The organism is Desulfobotulus sapovorans DSM 2055, from assembly GCF_059569355.1.
Genome location: NZ_JCANVJ010000025.1, coordinates 40,289 through 56,100, shown reverse-complemented (window position 1 = coordinate 56,100; position 15,812 = coordinate 40,289). Strand labels below are relative to the sequence as shown.

Sequence of the window (15,812 nt, the reverse complement as noted above, 5' to 3'; positions counted from 1 at the left end):
GTACCGGAAGCACCGGGAGCCGCAGCCATGGCCGCTCTTGCTTCAGGAGTCAGGGCATTCCGATCAGCATGGGCAGCTCCGGGAGTACCGGAAGCTCCTGGAGCCGCGTCATGGGCAGCTTTTAACCAAGCGGGTGTTCCTATAATTGGATTGAATTCATCGGAAGCATTTGCATTTCCAAAATCTTCTGGTTTTTGCCGCATTCGAGAAATTTCATCTATACTATTATGACTTCTTTTATCACTAAACCAATCTCTTATGGAGTCCATCATACTTGTATTATCGCTTGAATCATCAGCATGTTCATTTTTAGGGTCATTACGTTGTTTTAGCTCTTGGCCCATCAAACCATCTTTTCCAAATTTAGTACGGGTGAATCCGTTGAGAATAGTCTGTTCTTTTTCTGTCGGGGTTGGTTCTTTAGAAATGTAAGGTACTAAACCTTGAGGAAAAGCATGGTCTTTTTGATATGGATTTGAAGAAGGATTTGCTTCTATGGGTTTCACATAAGAAGACCAGCCTTCTTCATTTATAATAGCTTGTTCTTTATCTACTTTTTCAAAACTATAATTGTCTTGCTTTGAAGGTAATCCTTCTGTTGTTTCCATTGAAGCTTTATGGAAAGCATCATCTATAGCCCTGAACATATATTCGCCTCGGTTTTGCATAGTATCTTTAAACGCATCAAAGTATATTTCAGGTGATTCATGCTGTTGAAGAGTCTTTATGTGAGTTGCAGAATCAGTATCTTTATAAGCTTTTTGTAATCCATCATAAAAAATATTAGATAACTGGTTTCTAGATTCCTTGTCGCTTGAACTTAATGCAGCATCAAGGCTTGCAGATGCTTTTATTCCAGCAAATTTACCAAATGTTTTTTGTAAAAATCCACTTAAACTAGCTTTAAATGCCGCTTGTTGCTCAAAGGTTTCCAGCTTGGAATATTCGGTTTGCATTGCTTGAGCAAATTCTCCAGCAACAGTTCTCGCCCGACCTTCATTGAAAAATGCTTGAGGCAATACATTTCCTTCTTTATCTCTTTTATCTCCAAGGGAAATTATACCTGCGTTTATTGCTGTTTGAACTGCCTTGCCCTCACGAAGAGAAGAATTTCCTATTTGAGTTCCTATTCCAGCTTTAACATTGGTAGAATTATCTACTGTTGTGCTGGCATCTCTTAGTGTTTTATCGGTTATTATTTTATCAGCATTTCTTACAGTGCTATCATTTTTTTCCGTGCTATTCCCGCTAGTTGCTCTGGTTTGTGTAACACCTGTTGTACCGTCAGGATTTATCATAATGCCTTGAGACGATACTATTCCTTCAAGCTTACCAGGGGATACTCCCCAGGTTTTTGCCAATTCTTTTTGTTGACCAGGATCAAGATTTGCGGAAAATCCTTTTGCCATTTCTTGTTGGAATAATGCAGCCCCCGTATTTGATTGTCGAAGAGCGTTGACAGCACTCATAGTATCAGGAGAAAGCCTTCCACCATTTGACAGTATATCATTATATGCTGATTTTGCTGTAATCGTTGCCATTGGAGCAAGAGCAGCAGTTTCAGCGTACTTTAATCCTGCATCGGCAGTCATTGATTCATAGTTTTTCGCTTGTATTGCCCTTTGTTGTCCATCCTGGGAGCCAAGATACAATGGTTCAATACGATTTAATTTAGATGATTCTTCAATGTTTTGGGCTTCTCTTGCATAAGCGTCATGCTCAACATGACTTAAATTTCCTGATATTTGTGCAGCATTAACCCCACCTAATGCTTTGGCTGTCTGTATTTCACCTTGACCACGTTTAATGGCGTGCAAATCATTATTAAGCTTTTCAGCACCTTCAATCTGACCACGTTCACCTGAAATTGCTGCTCTTTCCATTGTTTTTGCATGATTTTCAGCTCCACCCAACCCACCTCCTACAGTATTCATTCTGGTTTCACCTCTGCCAGTACCTTCAACTTCTCCTTGGCCTTTAACGCTACCTGTTCGTTCGACATATTGGTCATGGCCTCCGAAATGATTTATTCCAGTCTCATAGGCTTTTATATGCTGTTCTCGTGCGGATCTTGCAAAATCAGACATGCTATTAAAAGAGGAATGTCCGTGAGTTAGCGTAGAGCCTTGTGACGATGTTATGGTATCTAAGGACTGACCACGGCTAAAAGTCATTTTTTCAGCACTCTGGCTACCAGTTGATGCAATTTGACCACCCATACTGAGGGTCATTCTACCTAAAGATGTTCCTGCTTTAGTAAACAGGGCTGAAATAACTCCTGCCATTGTCATAGCAACTATTTTATATTGTCCGAATACTGCAAATCCTTTTGCAGCATCTGAACTGAAAGTCAGATATGTCATAAGCCCTAATTTATTATTTTTTATTTCATTTGTTAAATTAAGGGCTTTAGCAAGTGCTGCTTGGTATAATACTGCATCACAAATAGCCCAGCAGGTAAAAAAAATAAAAACACCAAAACAGAATTTTAAAATTTCGGGAGCAAGGGGTGTTACGGTGAATATGAGCAGGAATGGTATTAGGCCCAGGTAAACAACGAAAAGTTGTGATTGAATATGTGGGAGCCATTCCGTTGTTGCGGTAAGAATGTTTTTATATTCTTCTGCTTTTTTTATATTGATAAAAGCAGCGTTATTACCTGTGGAGATTGCATTGTATAATGCCTGTGAAATGATTGTTTGACGTACTAAATCATTAGAGCTGACAGTTTGGCCTATAAATCCGCTATAAATTCCTTCTAGGGATTTACGACAATTTGTTACAGTTAACGGGATCAATTTATTTACAAAAATTCCTGATTGACCACAAAGACTTATAGCAATTTCATCAGTTACTGTTTGGGTAAAATTCAATGATGGCTTAATATTGTCATTCCAGAGCATACGGCATGTGACATTTGTTCCGTCATTTTTTTTTGTCATTATGTTTTGCCGCGCAGCCTCTTCAAAAAATGGTCTATAATCAGTATTTGTTTTAATATCATTCCACTGTAGAGTAGTTCCTGGTCGGCCTAATTCAAACCAAAGGCAATCCTTGATATAGTTATCTAATTCTCGGCTTATTTTTTCATCGTAAAAAGTATGGTTAATCCCTTTCTTTTGCAGGTTCCCAGCAAGATCGAATAAAGCACCAGTAGAATTTTGATTGTAATTCATATCGCTTTGGTGGATAGCAAGAGAACTTATTATATCTATAAAAGCATCTTCTATACTTGAGATAAATCCAGAAATTATAACAATAATATCTGGAACATCGGCAACTGTTTCGAAATACCCAGATGATTTATCAGTAATGACAATATCAGTAGTTTTGAATATAAAAGTTTTGGTAAAAATCAATGAAAATAGAAGGATGGGGAGAATCATAAAAGATTTGATATCTCCACCTTGTTTTGACCCAAATAAAATTCCACCCCCGGTTTTAATTGCTATAAAAAGAACAGAAATAAGAAAGAAACCAGCAAACATACCTTTATAAATTGGGCTGTTACAGATAAGGGCAAGATGTTGATAGGCGACATAAACAGAATTGAAATCCATCCTGGCATATACGACTTTTAAAAAATTAGGCATATCTGCCAGTGCATTTTCTGTTAAAAAAAGAAAAAAAAGGGAGAAAAACAAAAAAGTTTTTTTAATTTTATTATTTAACATGACTTATCCCCTTTTTTCATTAAAAAATCCCTCTTTTAAGGAGGGATTTTGAATTTTATGATAACGTATTTATCAGTTAGAAACAGGATCTATGCTTTTTTCAAATCGTGCCCTATTTCGTTCTTCTATTTGAATATTTGCCGTAATAACATCGATATATTTATCAAGAATTTCATTTTTTTCTTGGAAAAACGAGTACATTTTTTTTCCTATATTTGTTTGGATTTTTTCTGTGAGAGCTATTGCAGGTTGTGCAAGTTCTGTTTTGCAAGTATTTTTTCTTCCTGGAGAATTGGCAGCATTTATTTTTGCTGGTAAATCGGTCACCTCTTTTATACTTGCGAAAAGATCGGAAAAGGCTTGATACGCTATATGAGCTGCTACATATTCAGATAAGCCATGAGCTAAACTGTCAATAACGACAGGTGCATCACTCCCTGAATTGGTTACCTCAGCCGCTATATATTTATAGATATTCAGAGGCATTAAAACGACTAATGTTTTTTCGGTATCTGTAAAATCTTGATCGTTTAATATTTTTGTACCAATGCTTTTAAGAGTTTCATTTGTAAAAAGCAGAAGATTTTTATATTTTTTACCATTGTATTCAAATTCTTCAGGTTTTATTGGATTACCTGAAGAATCTGTTATGAAAAAATCACCTCTTATAAAATCATGTAATTTAATTTCTGCATTTTGAGCTAAAGGTTCTTTAAAGCTAAAGTTTGTTTTGACTACAGCAATATCTCCAAATAAACCTCTAATATAAGGAAGGAAATAAGTTGGAATAGATACTGAACTTTTATTTAAATGCGCCAGCGCATTCTTCATGAGAGATCCGTCTTTAAAAAAAACATCTTTGAGATCTTGTGGACAACCAGCAACAAGTTCAGTTGTACCGCTGGTTCCCTGACTTTCTAATGTTTTGTCAATATCATCGCTGCTTGATTTAAATATTTCATTGGATTTTTTATATAAATTTGACATACCAGAATTTTGCATAAATTCTTGTGTACTTTTTGAGTACGCTTCTCTTGTCCAATCACCACTTGCTGTTGTTGTCAAAACAGCTTTGGTAGCATTGTGCATCGAACAGTCATCAAACTGTAAGCCATTGAGAGCATCAACCATATCCATAACATTACTGAGCGATGTCCTCATACCTTCAGACATCATTCCAAGAGCTAAATCAAATGCAAATGCAGGCGCAGCAGACCCCATTGCCCTTTTCATTTTCTCAATCAAATATTCAGGTTGCATAAAGCTAAAGCCACCGAGGAACATATCAATACCACCACAACCGGATTCAAACCGAGGTTTTGAAATAGATATAACAGGGTCATTTGACATTACATACCGGGTAGAAAAACTCCCGCCTGTTACATACCCAGCTTTTTTTGTTTCAAATGATTGAGGTGGAGCATAGGTAGAGGTCATGCTATTATTCATCCAAGTTCCAAGCCAGTCAGCATATGAAGATGGTGTAAAAAACCAAGAAAAAATTATTAAATAAAATAAAAATTTATGAGACATTTTTTTCCCTTTCGACCAATATTTCTATGGCTTTCATAATATCACAATTGAATTCGTCCATTATTTTTTCAAGTTTAATTTTATCCGTAGCTTCTGTTGAATAAATATAGTAACTTACTGGATCAACACATAATCTGAAAACACCTTTTGCAAGAGCCGAATGCAAATAAATTTCTGAATAATGGGGCTTATTATTTTTTACAGATTCAAGCTGACTTAGTTCGAAGGCATTTATATCTAACATCTTTTCATCTTTAATTTTTTGATAGGTTTGGGCTTGAAGTAAAAACTTAAAAGCTGAGTTATCACTTATAACCCTGCCAACCTTGCCAAAATCTTTTAGATCCATGACTGACTGTGTGATAGTAATAAAACTTCCACGATATTTTCTGGCTTTTCGATAACCTGCTTCAATAACTTGTTCCAGCATATATGACTCATCAGAAAAACATTGCCACGCCTCATCAAAGCAAATTATCCTGGGGGCTTCACGTTTCGAAAGATACAGATTTGATGTGACAGCGTTCATAATTTGCAAAATTATGACAGGAAAAAGTTCGTCCATATTTTTGAGTTCTTCAAGCTCTAAAACAACAAAATCATCATCAGCTATATTGAAAGTGCTTGACCCGTTAAACCAGCCGCCGTATTCCCCTCTGGACGTAAATGCAGCTAGGTTAAATGCTATTCTGGTTGATGTGATATTAAGATCCACACTGCATGACTCTCCTTCACAATTTTCAATGATATCCTGTAAGGTAGAAAGTTTTTTTGATGGCGAAAGTAGTATATTATAAACGTCATCTATATCCCCATTATTACCGTTTTCTGCATAAACAATCTTAACGGCTTCTTTGATGAGAGTCATTTCTTCTTCTGAAGGTCTCGCCAAAGAAGCTGAATAAACCATTTGAGCAATAATGGCAGCTACGGTGTGAATATCTTCGTCAGGTTCCCGGATATTAGAAAAAGGATTTAAAACTATTTTATTCTCTTTTGAGAATGCAATATACTTACCTCCTAACATTTCACACAGTTTTTTGTAGGAACCCCCGACATCAATTAGTCGTATCTTTGCGCCTGTTCCAAAATAGTTGATGCAAAATGTATTCATGAAAAAACTTTTGCCAGCACCAGATTCAGCAGCAACAAAAGCATTATAGTTTGTTGCATTTTTATTAAAAATATTAAGTGATACTATTTGTCCTTTTCTCCCTGAAAACAGCATTGTTGGTTCCATCAAGCAATTAAAATCAGCTTGAATTGGAAGTATCCTTAGAGCAGCTTCTTTGTGTAAAATGTGATGTCTATTAAGAAAATCTAAAAAATTTTTGTCATCATAGAGGCCAAAAGGGATGCTTGCCAAAAACAAAGGTTGTAAAATGAGTCTGTCGTTTTGTACGGTAAAACCCTGAGATTCCCATATTCGTTTTAATCGCGCTGCTGTAGCAAGAGATTCTTTTTCATCATCAGTGATAGTCCAAACAGATGGAATTACATAATAAAATGCTTGACCTTCTTCTAGTCTATCCGCTGCCCACATATACTCATCTGTTTTTTTCTTTAACTGCGTAGAAAGAGATCCAAGACCCTTTTGTTTTAACATAATATTGCATTTTGCGTGTATTTTTGTAGCTATATCTTTGAATACAATCGTTGTAGAAAAAAAATAAGGAATAGTTATTTGTTGGGCATCAGAAATAAGCCCATCGATGCCGCCTGTTAATAGATTTGATGTAAGGCTATCAAGGTTTTTGGGCATATTTTTTACTGTTTGAGAACGAAGAATTTTTCTTCCTATTAGAAGCCTATCTTTTTCAAATTTATAATCTGAATCAGATAAAAGTATTTGTTCATTTATAGGTTTAAATTCATCATATCGAGGTATTGCAAGTTTTTCATCATTAAGGACTTGTCCTAATAAGGAAATTAGAGCTAAGGGGGGCATTGAAACAGGGTTCAAAAATGCCCCCTTTAAAATTTCTGTTAAATTTGATTTTATTTCTGCAATATCTCTTTGTGATAGATGTGCTGCATCAGGAATTTTTAAGGAAACAAAAAGGCGGTGATCCCTCGGAGGGATACTTTTCATTTTTTTTCTTAATCCATTAGGATCTTTAAAAAAAGATATGGTTGATTCTGCTTGTTTTTGTACGATTGGATTTGTACTTGTTTTCATTTTTAGATATAAATCGGTCACATAATTTATATCTGGATCTGCATAGAGAATAAATTGTAATGAAGAATCAAATGGTATACCAATGTTGAAGAGACCTTCCAGGGTTTTAAAAATTTTTTGAGATGCAAATACTAAAGGTGTACATTCAAAAAGAAATCCTATTGATTCATCGACGTTATAATATACTTCTTGCTCATCATCATAAGCTCGATAAGGTAAATATTTTGAAAATTTATTGACATGGAGCATGTTTCCAACGTCCTTTTTACTCAAAGCCATTTTTTTAGCAAATAAATCAAATGGAAACATTGTATCACCTATCCTTTTTTATTACGCTTTAATCTATTTGATTTGTTGCTAAAACATCGAAAGATGCTTGTTTTATAATGATATATGCATAGCGTTCACCATACATCATTGATCCATTTTCAGTTGAGTATGGTAAGATAAGTACCCTGGCAATTTCTGGGGGTGACATTACAGGCTGTTTCGGTTCTTTTATTATGTTTGACAAAATAATATTTCTGTTTAATTCAAAGGTGTTTTGTGAATCTGTGGCAATTTGTTTTTGAGGAAGCGTAGCAGGTGCAACCAAAGGTTGCGTACTATTCGCATATGCATCTTCAACACTGGTACACATACCCTTTGACACATTGGGACACATAAATTCTTCGTTGTATGGGTTTAATATTGAACAACCAGAACAAAAGAGTGTAAAAATAAAAAGAAATATAAATTTTGAAAAATCCATAATTTTTTCCTTTTTAATAAAGATCTTTAACCATTATTGAGAGGTCTTTACCTTTACTGAAAACGATAGTGACATCTTTACTTGATCCGGATTGGAGAACAGGCATAGTTTGTTCTGCCAATTTTAAGTAAAAACTTCTTAAATCTTTTGTTGAATCTGAAATTCCTTCACCTAAACCGCTTTTTAAGCTTTTATTTACGTCTTGCTTGCTAATCAAAGAGTTGACATTTCCTGAATCAGAGAAACTAAATTCTCTTTGAGAATCAGAAAGTCCTTTGCCGAAACCTCCAACGAAGCCTGCCCACATTGAACGAGCAATATGTGTTCCCATTTTAGCTGTGACATTTGCAGCTAGGCCAATCCCGCCATCTTCATCTACAATAAAACCATCTACGCTTTCATCTATTACAGCCCCGCCTTTTTTATCGATGCAGGACAGCGTTACAAGCCGCGTAATGATTCTTTCGGAAGCCAGGTCTCCGTACCCTTCAGCGATAACAAAGCAGCCTTTCAGATCAGCCTTGAGAGCGTTTGGGAGGATAGCTAGATCTCTGATTCGGAGCATCAACGGTGTAGTATCTCGACTGGACGTTCCTGTTGTACGTGCTGTAATTCCTGTTAAAAGATCAGCTTTAACGAAAGAAGGGGGTAAATAAATAGTTTTTTTTTCCGGGTCGTCTACAGGCTTTTCTTCAATAAGTTCAATGGAATCAGATTGGATTCCACCAACCTTATTGAATGTTTCTATTTCAGGTGGTGGCGGGGCGCTTTTGAATTCTCCATACAGCAAATCCCGAGTTGTAGGTCTTGGGTTATCTGAGATACCTGCTAGTTTAACAGGTTCTTTTTTTTCTCCATATAAAGGTTTTGGAATGTTTTGAGTATCAGGATTGTATAAATCAAATTCATTTTTTTGTTGGACGGAAGATTTTAAACTGGCGACTTCACGTTTAAGAATTTCCAATTCCCTATTTTCTTTGTTTAAAATTTGAGATCTTAGAGCACGGTCTAAATCTTCTTTACCAAAAGGAATTTTTTCAATAGTTTCATTCTCTGTAAGAATATGTTCGTTTTGATTCTCTCTGGCTTTTTGCATAAAAAAAACGGCAAAAAGCAAAATAATGGCTGCTACAAAAGCCATTATTATTTTATGATTTTTGGAGGAATGGTTGATTTTATTTTTGTATTTTTCACTCCCTTCTTTTACGAGTTTTTGAATGTTTTGGAGAATTTCATTTTTTTTTATTTGAAATGTATTTTTAGACATTTATTTTTCCTTTTATTTGACAAAATCAATAATATAAGCTTTGGTTTTATCCCCAGGCTTTATATGATGATTTCGGACAGAGATAAGAAGGGGATTGCTCCTGATACTCAATGCGAGCATTTTTTTTTCATCGAAGAAGACAGAGGTCGGTGAATCGCATTCAGGATTGTTCCAAATTGAAAATTCAATAATTTGCAAACCTTCTCCAGGAATGCTTATTTCCTTTTCTGCGTTTATTTCCAACGATCCATATTGGACAGGATTTTTTGTTAAAAAGTTGAATGAATACGAATCTTGATAGTCGTTATTATAAGCTTCTTTAATGAGTTTTAGAATTTTTTCTTCCGTTGATAGACCTTTAAATAATGACTGGTTTTTTTGAATATTTTTGTTTCCATTTTTTAAAATAATTTTTTGGGTGTCGATGAATTTTGGTGTAATTACCATTGCATAGGTTTTTTTATCTATTCCACATAGTACGTAAAGTTCTGTAGGTTCATTCCGATATTTTAATTCTTTTGTTAAGCTGGATTCGAGCGCGACATATTTTAACCAGACAGTATCATTTTGGATTTTATGGGTAATTCCTTTTTCGTCTGAATAAATGACGTCAGAAACAGGAACTCCACCTTCGCACACAATTCTATTGACAGAATTGTTGGATAGCCAAACAGATGTTACAATATCTGGATAAACATGAATAAACTTGTCTTGAATGACTTGTCCATTATCTTTTATACTTGGAGCGTCAGTTCTATTCTTATCCCGCAAATTTTTTTGGGAAAAATCAGGAGGCATTATATGTACAGGTAAAGCTGATTCTCTCTTTTTATCTTCAATTTCTATTTTGGGGTTTTGATCGGTTCTCAAAAAACTTTCAGGACTAAAGCATTTATTCTTATCAATAGGTGCTATTTGTGCTTCAAATCCTCCTTTGGATTGAGCATTTTGAATTGCTACACCTATGAGGCTTGTATCATTTGTAATTGTTCCGTCTGAAACAATATAATTACCTGAAGTGTTGAGACATATTTGTACATGAGGGAATTCTTTTTTTGCACTTTCTGAAAAAAGCCTTGCCTCTGAAATATCTTTTTTTATCCCAAGGCTAACGGTAAAATCCTGTGCATGTGCAGAGACGACAAATGAAATAGCTGATAAGATAAAAACAACGCCTTTTATATTCATACATACCTCTTTTTATTTTTCTTTATAAATGCCATCGATACAGAATTTTCCATTTATTATTTCATAATTAAACACATAAACTTCTTCTTTTTTTGTTATTGGTTCTGATCCAACAATTAAAAAACGATCCCCGTTAATTATGAGTTCTTTTTTTGCTCTATTAACCTTGAACTCAGTGGGGAAAAATGTGCTTGAAACTTTAAGAGTTTCTATATCTTTTTGATTATCTAAAAGCACGGATTCAAGTTTTTTATAAAATTCTGGAGTAGTCAATTTTAAAAGGTCATTTACTTGATCTGTGTATGATGCAGGGGTATAATTTAAGAAGAGGGACGTAATATACTTACTCCATAATTTCAATGTGTCTGTATCGATATAATCATAAGAAATTTCTATCCTTTTATCTGCTCCAGGAGGAATAACAATTATTCTTTGATTTTTACTTAGTTGGTAATTGAAATACATTGAAATCAAAAAGCATATAGAAACAAATACAAGACAAAATGAAAGAATTTTTGCTGTTTCTCTATATGCTTCATATTTATTTATAAAATAGTCCTTTTTCATTCACTAAAACGCCTTTCAAAAGAAGAAGGGTATTTTTTAAAATTTTGAATCCCAAAGTAATAAAGTGTGTGCCATAAAACTCCTTCAGGATATTTTTGTTTAATTTTCCGAAATAGGAATGTGAACAAAAAGGGCCATATAATATGGATAAATGAATCAGCTATCATTGCAAAAATAAAAAAAATCATAAAAATAAGAGCTTCGTCTGACTCAAAAATAAGAAAAGCTAATGGTTTTTTGAGGTATTGAGGGCATTTAACTTCGTCCATATTGCTCCTATTTCTAAAAAAAACAGTGAATAGTAAAAAGGAAAACCTTTTTATTATTCACTGCTTAAAATAGTTTTTTTTAAAAAGTCATGCCCATTGCTGCTGCAATGGCAGAACTTTTAAGAACTGCAATACCAGCCAAAAGGCCACCGATAGCCAGGGGTACGTTGTTTTTTAATGCCCCTGCTGCCAACAAAAGAATGCAGATTACCCCAAACAACGCGCCGATAGGGCCACCGATCAACTCAGTAGTCGCAAAGGTATAAATTTCCGTCCCAATTTTTGTCCCACCTGCGGGTGTGAATGCCAATGCCATATCCGGGATAAAAAGGAGAAGACTGAAAACGGTTAAAGAAAAAAGGGTAAGAAAAAAATTTGATTTGTGAAAATTCATTTTTCATTCCTTCACATAATTTGGGTTGTAGATAATTTCTGTTCTTCGATTCTTATACAAAAGATGTGGATCTTCACTTATATAGCAACATCCCTCCTTTCCGGTTGCTTCGATAGATGAAAATCCAAGTTTTTGAAAAAAATCTTTTACATTTTCCGCTCTTTTTGAGGCTAAACTTTGATTTATCTGTTGTGTCCCCAAGGGACAGGTGTAACCTGTAATTGAAAGTGGCCCACCCTTTGAATAAGTTTTAGAAAATGCGTTCAAAACAGGAAAAAATTCATTTTTTATAGTGCTTTTCCCCAGATCAAAAAAAATTGTTAACGTTTCTTTGTCAAAAGCATCTTCTTTTGGTTTGGCTATTTTACAAGGTTGCAGAGTTTTCGAACTTTTTTCAGGATTATCTTTTGTAATCATAAAAGTTGAACTTTTAGAAAACGAAACTATCGTATTTTTTATTTCGTAGTCATTTTGTTGATTGATTTGTAGATGATCTGCATTTGCAAATGCTATTAAATTTCCGAAAATAGAAAAGATAATTGCTAAGAAAACCAATTTTTCTTTTTTCAATTTTCATCTCCTTTTGTGTTTTTTATTTCAATTTTTACGAGTTTTAAAAAATCATCCTCCATTCCTTCCTCCAAACCCAAAAACGATGCAATTTTCAAAGAATCGGTTTCACCTAAAACATAATAAAATCCTCTACTTTGAGTTCTATGGATTTTAGAAGGTTGCTTTTTCTCAAACTTAAAGACACAGGTATGTTTTTCGATTTTCTTTAAAGAAGAAAAAAGGGGACTTCTTTGGCAATCGTCCCAGGCTCTGGGATGAATAAAGATCTGTTTTTCCCAAAGAAAAATTTCTTTACTATTTTTTTCTTCATTAAGAGCTATGGTGCTTTCCGTGCTTTCCGTGCTTTCCGTGCTTTCCGTGCTTTCCGTGCTTTCCGTGCTTTCCGTGCTTTCCGTGCGGATTTCTTTTTGCCAAGCTTCTTCTTGGCTCCCGAGAGAGTGCTGATCTTCATTCGTTCCCGGAGCTTCTTCTTGGCTTTTCAGGTGATCGTGGTGTGTTTGTATTTGTGGTGTGGATGGTGTGGTCGGAAGGGAGGTGTTAATCTGTGATAATTCTTTTTCGTTTACTTCTTCATTTGCCAGAAAAAGAGCCTTGGAAATTTTAGATGCTTTAGGGCTTGGCCTTTCATGATGGTTCTGGATTGCTTCAGTTATATGAAAAATATCAGCTTCGATATTTTTATCCGAGAGAAGACTTTCAAGCCAGCTCAATGAGCCTGTTTCATGACGAATGTATCCATCAAGTGCATAACCCAGGTCGTGGCAGAGAGCAGCAGCAACCATGCACAATATCATTTTAGGAGATAACGTTTTATTTTTTTGCAAAATTGTTTGGGCTACGTTTATCGAATGCTCACCTAACGATATTGGATTTTGCACAGACAGAGGGATTTGGGGATTGTTTCTTTTTTTTTCAAAATTTTTTTCTAAAAAGAATAATGCCTTTGAAATGATGAAAACTAAATCTTGGACTTCCAATGAAAAAATTTGACTGTCATAAAGCTCTTTCCAAAAATTTCTAATTTTTTCATTTTTGAATTTTATCGCCGTCAGTTCGTCTAAAAATTTTTCTTCTTCTTCCTTTCCGATAACTAAGTCATTATCGAGCCACAAAAATGCCAATTCTTCTAAGAGAATAGTTTGCTTGTTCTTGCCCTTTGCTTGCTTTTTTAAATTTTTAAAAAATTTAATCATAAAATAGACCTTTTCACAGATATTTGGTTTTCTTTTGGTTTTAGGTTTCTGATTAAAAAATGAAAACAAACAAGCTGTGATGTAGGCCGAATTCCAATGGCGTACAGAAATCGGATACGCCCATGTTTTGGTCTGGATTGTCCCGGTGCTTCGCGCAATACCCGGTTCCCGGAGAAGTATATACGAGGATACTGACCTGGGCGCAGGAGCGTCCGGTATGGCGTTCCCACGCTGGGGCATGGGAACAATAGCTGAAGAAGGGTGGTGGTAATCAGAAATCCTCAAAAATGATGAGAATGGTCAAGGTAGTAAACACAAAGAAGAGTATAAAGTCTTGCCAAGATTTTGTTTTCATTTGGCATATAGGAGAGCTTGTTCTTTTTTTAAAAGGATTCTTTCCAAAAGGGACTCCTGTTGGATTGAAAAAATCGAGCATAATATGGGAGAGAGCTGTAAGGCTGAAGACAAGCAGAAAGGTACATCTATAATAATATCCGATAAATCCAAGAAAAATGTATGGATAAGGCCAATGTGTTAACGTTCTGTGAAAATTCCTATTTTTAAAAATCAAATCAAGATCTGGAAAAAAAGATCCTATTGTTCCAGCGACAAAAATTTGAAAGTAAAAAAACGCATAAAGAAGATCATTTACCATAAGAAGAAACATTGAAATTTTAGGCATAAAAGTTATTGAAATTAAAATCCCTGCCGCAATATGAGTTTCTTTCCGCATTTTTTTTGTCCTTTTTTTGCCACTTTTTACCCACTTTGCATAATCAAAACATAAATAACTTTCTTTTATGCGAGGTAAAAAATGGCAAATTTATTTTTAGGTGTGGATGTAGGATTTGGCGAAACAAAAGCTGTACTGATTTCTAAGCCTACAATCCGCAGACAGGTTTCTATTCCAACAGCTATTACTCCCCTGGCCGTAGAAATGATTTCCGGATTAAATTCAAAAGAAAAACATTATGAATTTAAAGGGAAGAAATATCTGGTGGGTACGGATGCTGTTTTCAGTGGTACAGCGTTACCTACTCGAAATATAAATTTCCTTGTCGAGAATTCAGCGATAATGATTGCTGCAATTATTGACCAAATCCCAGAAGTAAAAAATGTAGAAATGGAACAAATCTGTATTTGTGCTGGATTACCATTGGAATTCTATGCAGATTACAAACAAGACTTGAAAACATCTATTTCTAATTTTTCGGTTAATGGGAGGTGTTTCAATTTTAAAAATGTATCAATTATGGCTCAGGGTGAAGGTGTTTTGTATGATTATGCCATTGATGAAAATTTTAAGCTTCGTAGCTCTGTGGATGGCACCAATATGGTTGTGATTGATGTGGGATACAATACCGTAGATGTATTGATTGTTAACCAGGGATCATGCAGTTCACATCACTCTCAAATGCTTGAATCTGCGGGTATCTGCAAAGCAACCAAGATGCTTGAATCTCATGTTAAGAGCCAAATCAAAAGCATGGCTGGTATGAGTGCTGTTTTGACAGAGCAAGATCTGAAGCAGTGTTTGAAGCAGAAATTTTTTGTTTTTAAAGGAGAAAGAATTGAATTTACAGATATTTGTGCAGAGATAATAAGGGAATATTCCGCATACTTGTACGCAGAAATCGAAAATAGATTTGGTCCATTTATTGTCCGTGCTGATCGTGTTTTGTGTGCTGGTGGTGGGGCGCATTATATTTCAAATTATTTTGCTGAAAAATTAGGAAAAAAATTTCTTTTTATTCCTGAAAAACCTGAATTTGCAAATGCACGGGGATACGGAAAGTTTTGTTCCGCTTGATAAGAAAGGAGAATGTAATGACAGGAACAAAACAATACCGACTTAATTTTAGAAATGAAGATTTGATAAGGATTTTAAGCAAAATAAAACCAAAGGATATTGAACGATTAACAGAATATTCTTTGTTGCTGCTTTTGGCCCAACCTGATTTTCAGTTTTTTTTCAAATCTTTTTTTTTAGCAGAAGAGGCAGAAAAAATAGATTTCTCATTTTTAGAGTGTTTTGCAGAAGGGGAAATGTTTCATGCTTCCTTATCCCCTTCTAAAAGAAATAAAAAAGCAAAAGGTGAAAAGGAAAAAATAATTTCTGAAGAACCCGAAAAAGAAAAAACCGTGCCAACGTCAGAAGTCCAAGAAGAAAGTTCTTTAAGAAATTCTCTGCTAAAAATGCGTGGTGATTTATAATCAATCTCTT

The 15,812-nt window shown here is 34.9% G+C and carries 14 protein-coding genes; 2 read left to right on the top strand and 12 right to left on the bottom strand.

Going from position 1 to position 15,812, the window contains the following annotated elements; all coding sequences use genetic code 11:
• The 12 genes from BR04_RS14220 to BR04_RS14165 all read right to left on the bottom strand — a co-directional run.
• On the bottom strand, window positions 1–3,674 hold a 3,674-nt coding region (locus tag BR04_RS14220), incomplete at its 3' end, for a conjugal transfer protein TraG N-terminal domain-containing protein (protein WP_496356687.1).
• Between the two features lie 72 nt (window positions 3,675–3,746).
• Window positions 3,747–5,207, bottom strand: a complete 1,461-nt coding sequence (locus BR04_RS14215; protein WP_496356686.1) for a conjugal transfer protein TraH — start codon at window positions 5,205–5,207, stop codon at window positions 3,747–3,749.
• Entirely contained in the window at window positions 5,197–7,695 is a 2,499-nt protein-coding gene (locus BR04_RS14210) for a TraC family protein (RefSeq protein WP_496356685.1), read from the bottom strand. Before BR04_RS14210 ends, BR04_RS14215 begins: the two co-directional genes overlap by 11 nt.
• Window positions 7,696–7,723: 28 nt before the next feature.
• Window positions 7,724–8,137, bottom strand: a complete 414-nt coding sequence (locus BR04_RS14205; protein WP_496356684.1) for a TraV family lipoprotein — start codon at window positions 8,135–8,137, stop codon at window positions 7,724–7,726.
• A 13-nt stretch (window positions 8,138–8,150) separates the two neighbouring features.
• Complete coding sequence (locus BR04_RS14200) at window positions 8,151–9,404, bottom strand: TraB/VirB10 family protein (protein ID WP_496356683.1); 1,254 nt, start codon at window positions 9,402–9,404, stop codon at window positions 8,151–8,153.
• A gap of 12 nt (window positions 9,405–9,416) precedes the next feature.
• Window positions 9,417–10,592 carry a TraK domain-containing protein gene (locus tag BR04_RS14195; protein ID WP_496356682.1) on the bottom strand — a complete coding sequence of 392 codons (1,176 nt, stop codon included), beginning with the start codon at window positions 10,590–10,592 and terminating at the stop codon, window positions 9,417–9,419.
• 12 nt (window positions 10,593–10,604) lie between these two features.
• Window positions 10,605–11,159, bottom strand: coding sequence for a TraE/TraK family type IV conjugative transfer system protein (locus BR04_RS14190; protein WP_496356681.1), 555 nt, complete (start codon window positions 11,157–11,159; stop codon window positions 10,605–10,607).
• Complete coding sequence (gene traL / locus BR04_RS14185) at window positions 11,156–11,428, bottom strand: type IV conjugative transfer system protein TraL (RefSeq protein ID WP_496356680.1); 273 nt, start codon at window positions 11,426–11,428, stop codon at window positions 11,156–11,158. The genes BR04_RS14190 and traL overlap by 4 nt, the downstream gene beginning before the upstream one ends.
• Window positions 11,429–11,507: 79 nt before the next feature.
• Window positions 11,508–11,822 (bottom strand): hypothetical protein, encoded by a 315-nt coding sequence (locus BR04_RS14180; RefSeq protein WP_496356679.1) that lies wholly within the window; start codon window positions 11,820–11,822, stop codon window positions 11,508–11,510.
• Between the two features lie 3 nt (window positions 11,823–11,825).
• Entirely contained in the window at window positions 11,826–12,392 is a 567-nt protein-coding gene (locus tag BR04_RS14175) for an OmpA family protein (protein ID WP_496356678.1), read from the bottom strand.
• On the bottom strand, window positions 12,389–13,588 hold the full coding sequence (locus BR04_RS14170) for an HD domain-containing protein (protein WP_496356677.1): 1,200 nt from the start codon (window positions 13,586–13,588) through the stop codon (window positions 12,389–12,391). The genes BR04_RS14175 and BR04_RS14170 overlap by 4 nt, the downstream gene beginning before the upstream one ends.
• A gap of 271 nt (window positions 13,589–13,859) precedes the next feature.
• A complete protein-coding gene (locus tag BR04_RS14165; RefSeq protein WP_496356676.1) occupies window positions 13,860–14,321 on the bottom strand; it encodes a metal-dependent hydrolase in 462 nt (153 codons plus the stop codon).
• A gap of 81 nt (window positions 14,322–14,402) precedes the next feature.
• Here BR04_RS14165 and BR04_RS14160 point away from each other — a divergent pair, with 81 nt between their 5' ends.
• Both BR04_RS14160 and BR04_RS14155 read left to right on the top strand, forming a co-directional pair.
• On the top strand, window positions 14,403–15,398 hold the full coding sequence (locus BR04_RS14160; RefSeq protein WP_496356675.1) for a ParM/StbA family protein: 996 nt from the start codon (window positions 14,403–14,405) through the stop codon (window positions 15,396–15,398).
• A 17-nt stretch (window positions 15,399–15,415) separates the two neighbouring features.
• The gene (locus BR04_RS14155; protein WP_496356674.1) at window positions 15,416–15,802 is read left to right on the top strand and encodes a hypothetical protein; all 387 of its coding nucleotides are present in this window, start codon (window positions 15,416–15,418) and stop codon (window positions 15,800–15,802) included.
• The last annotated feature ends 10 nt before the right edge of the window (window positions 15,803–15,812 follow it).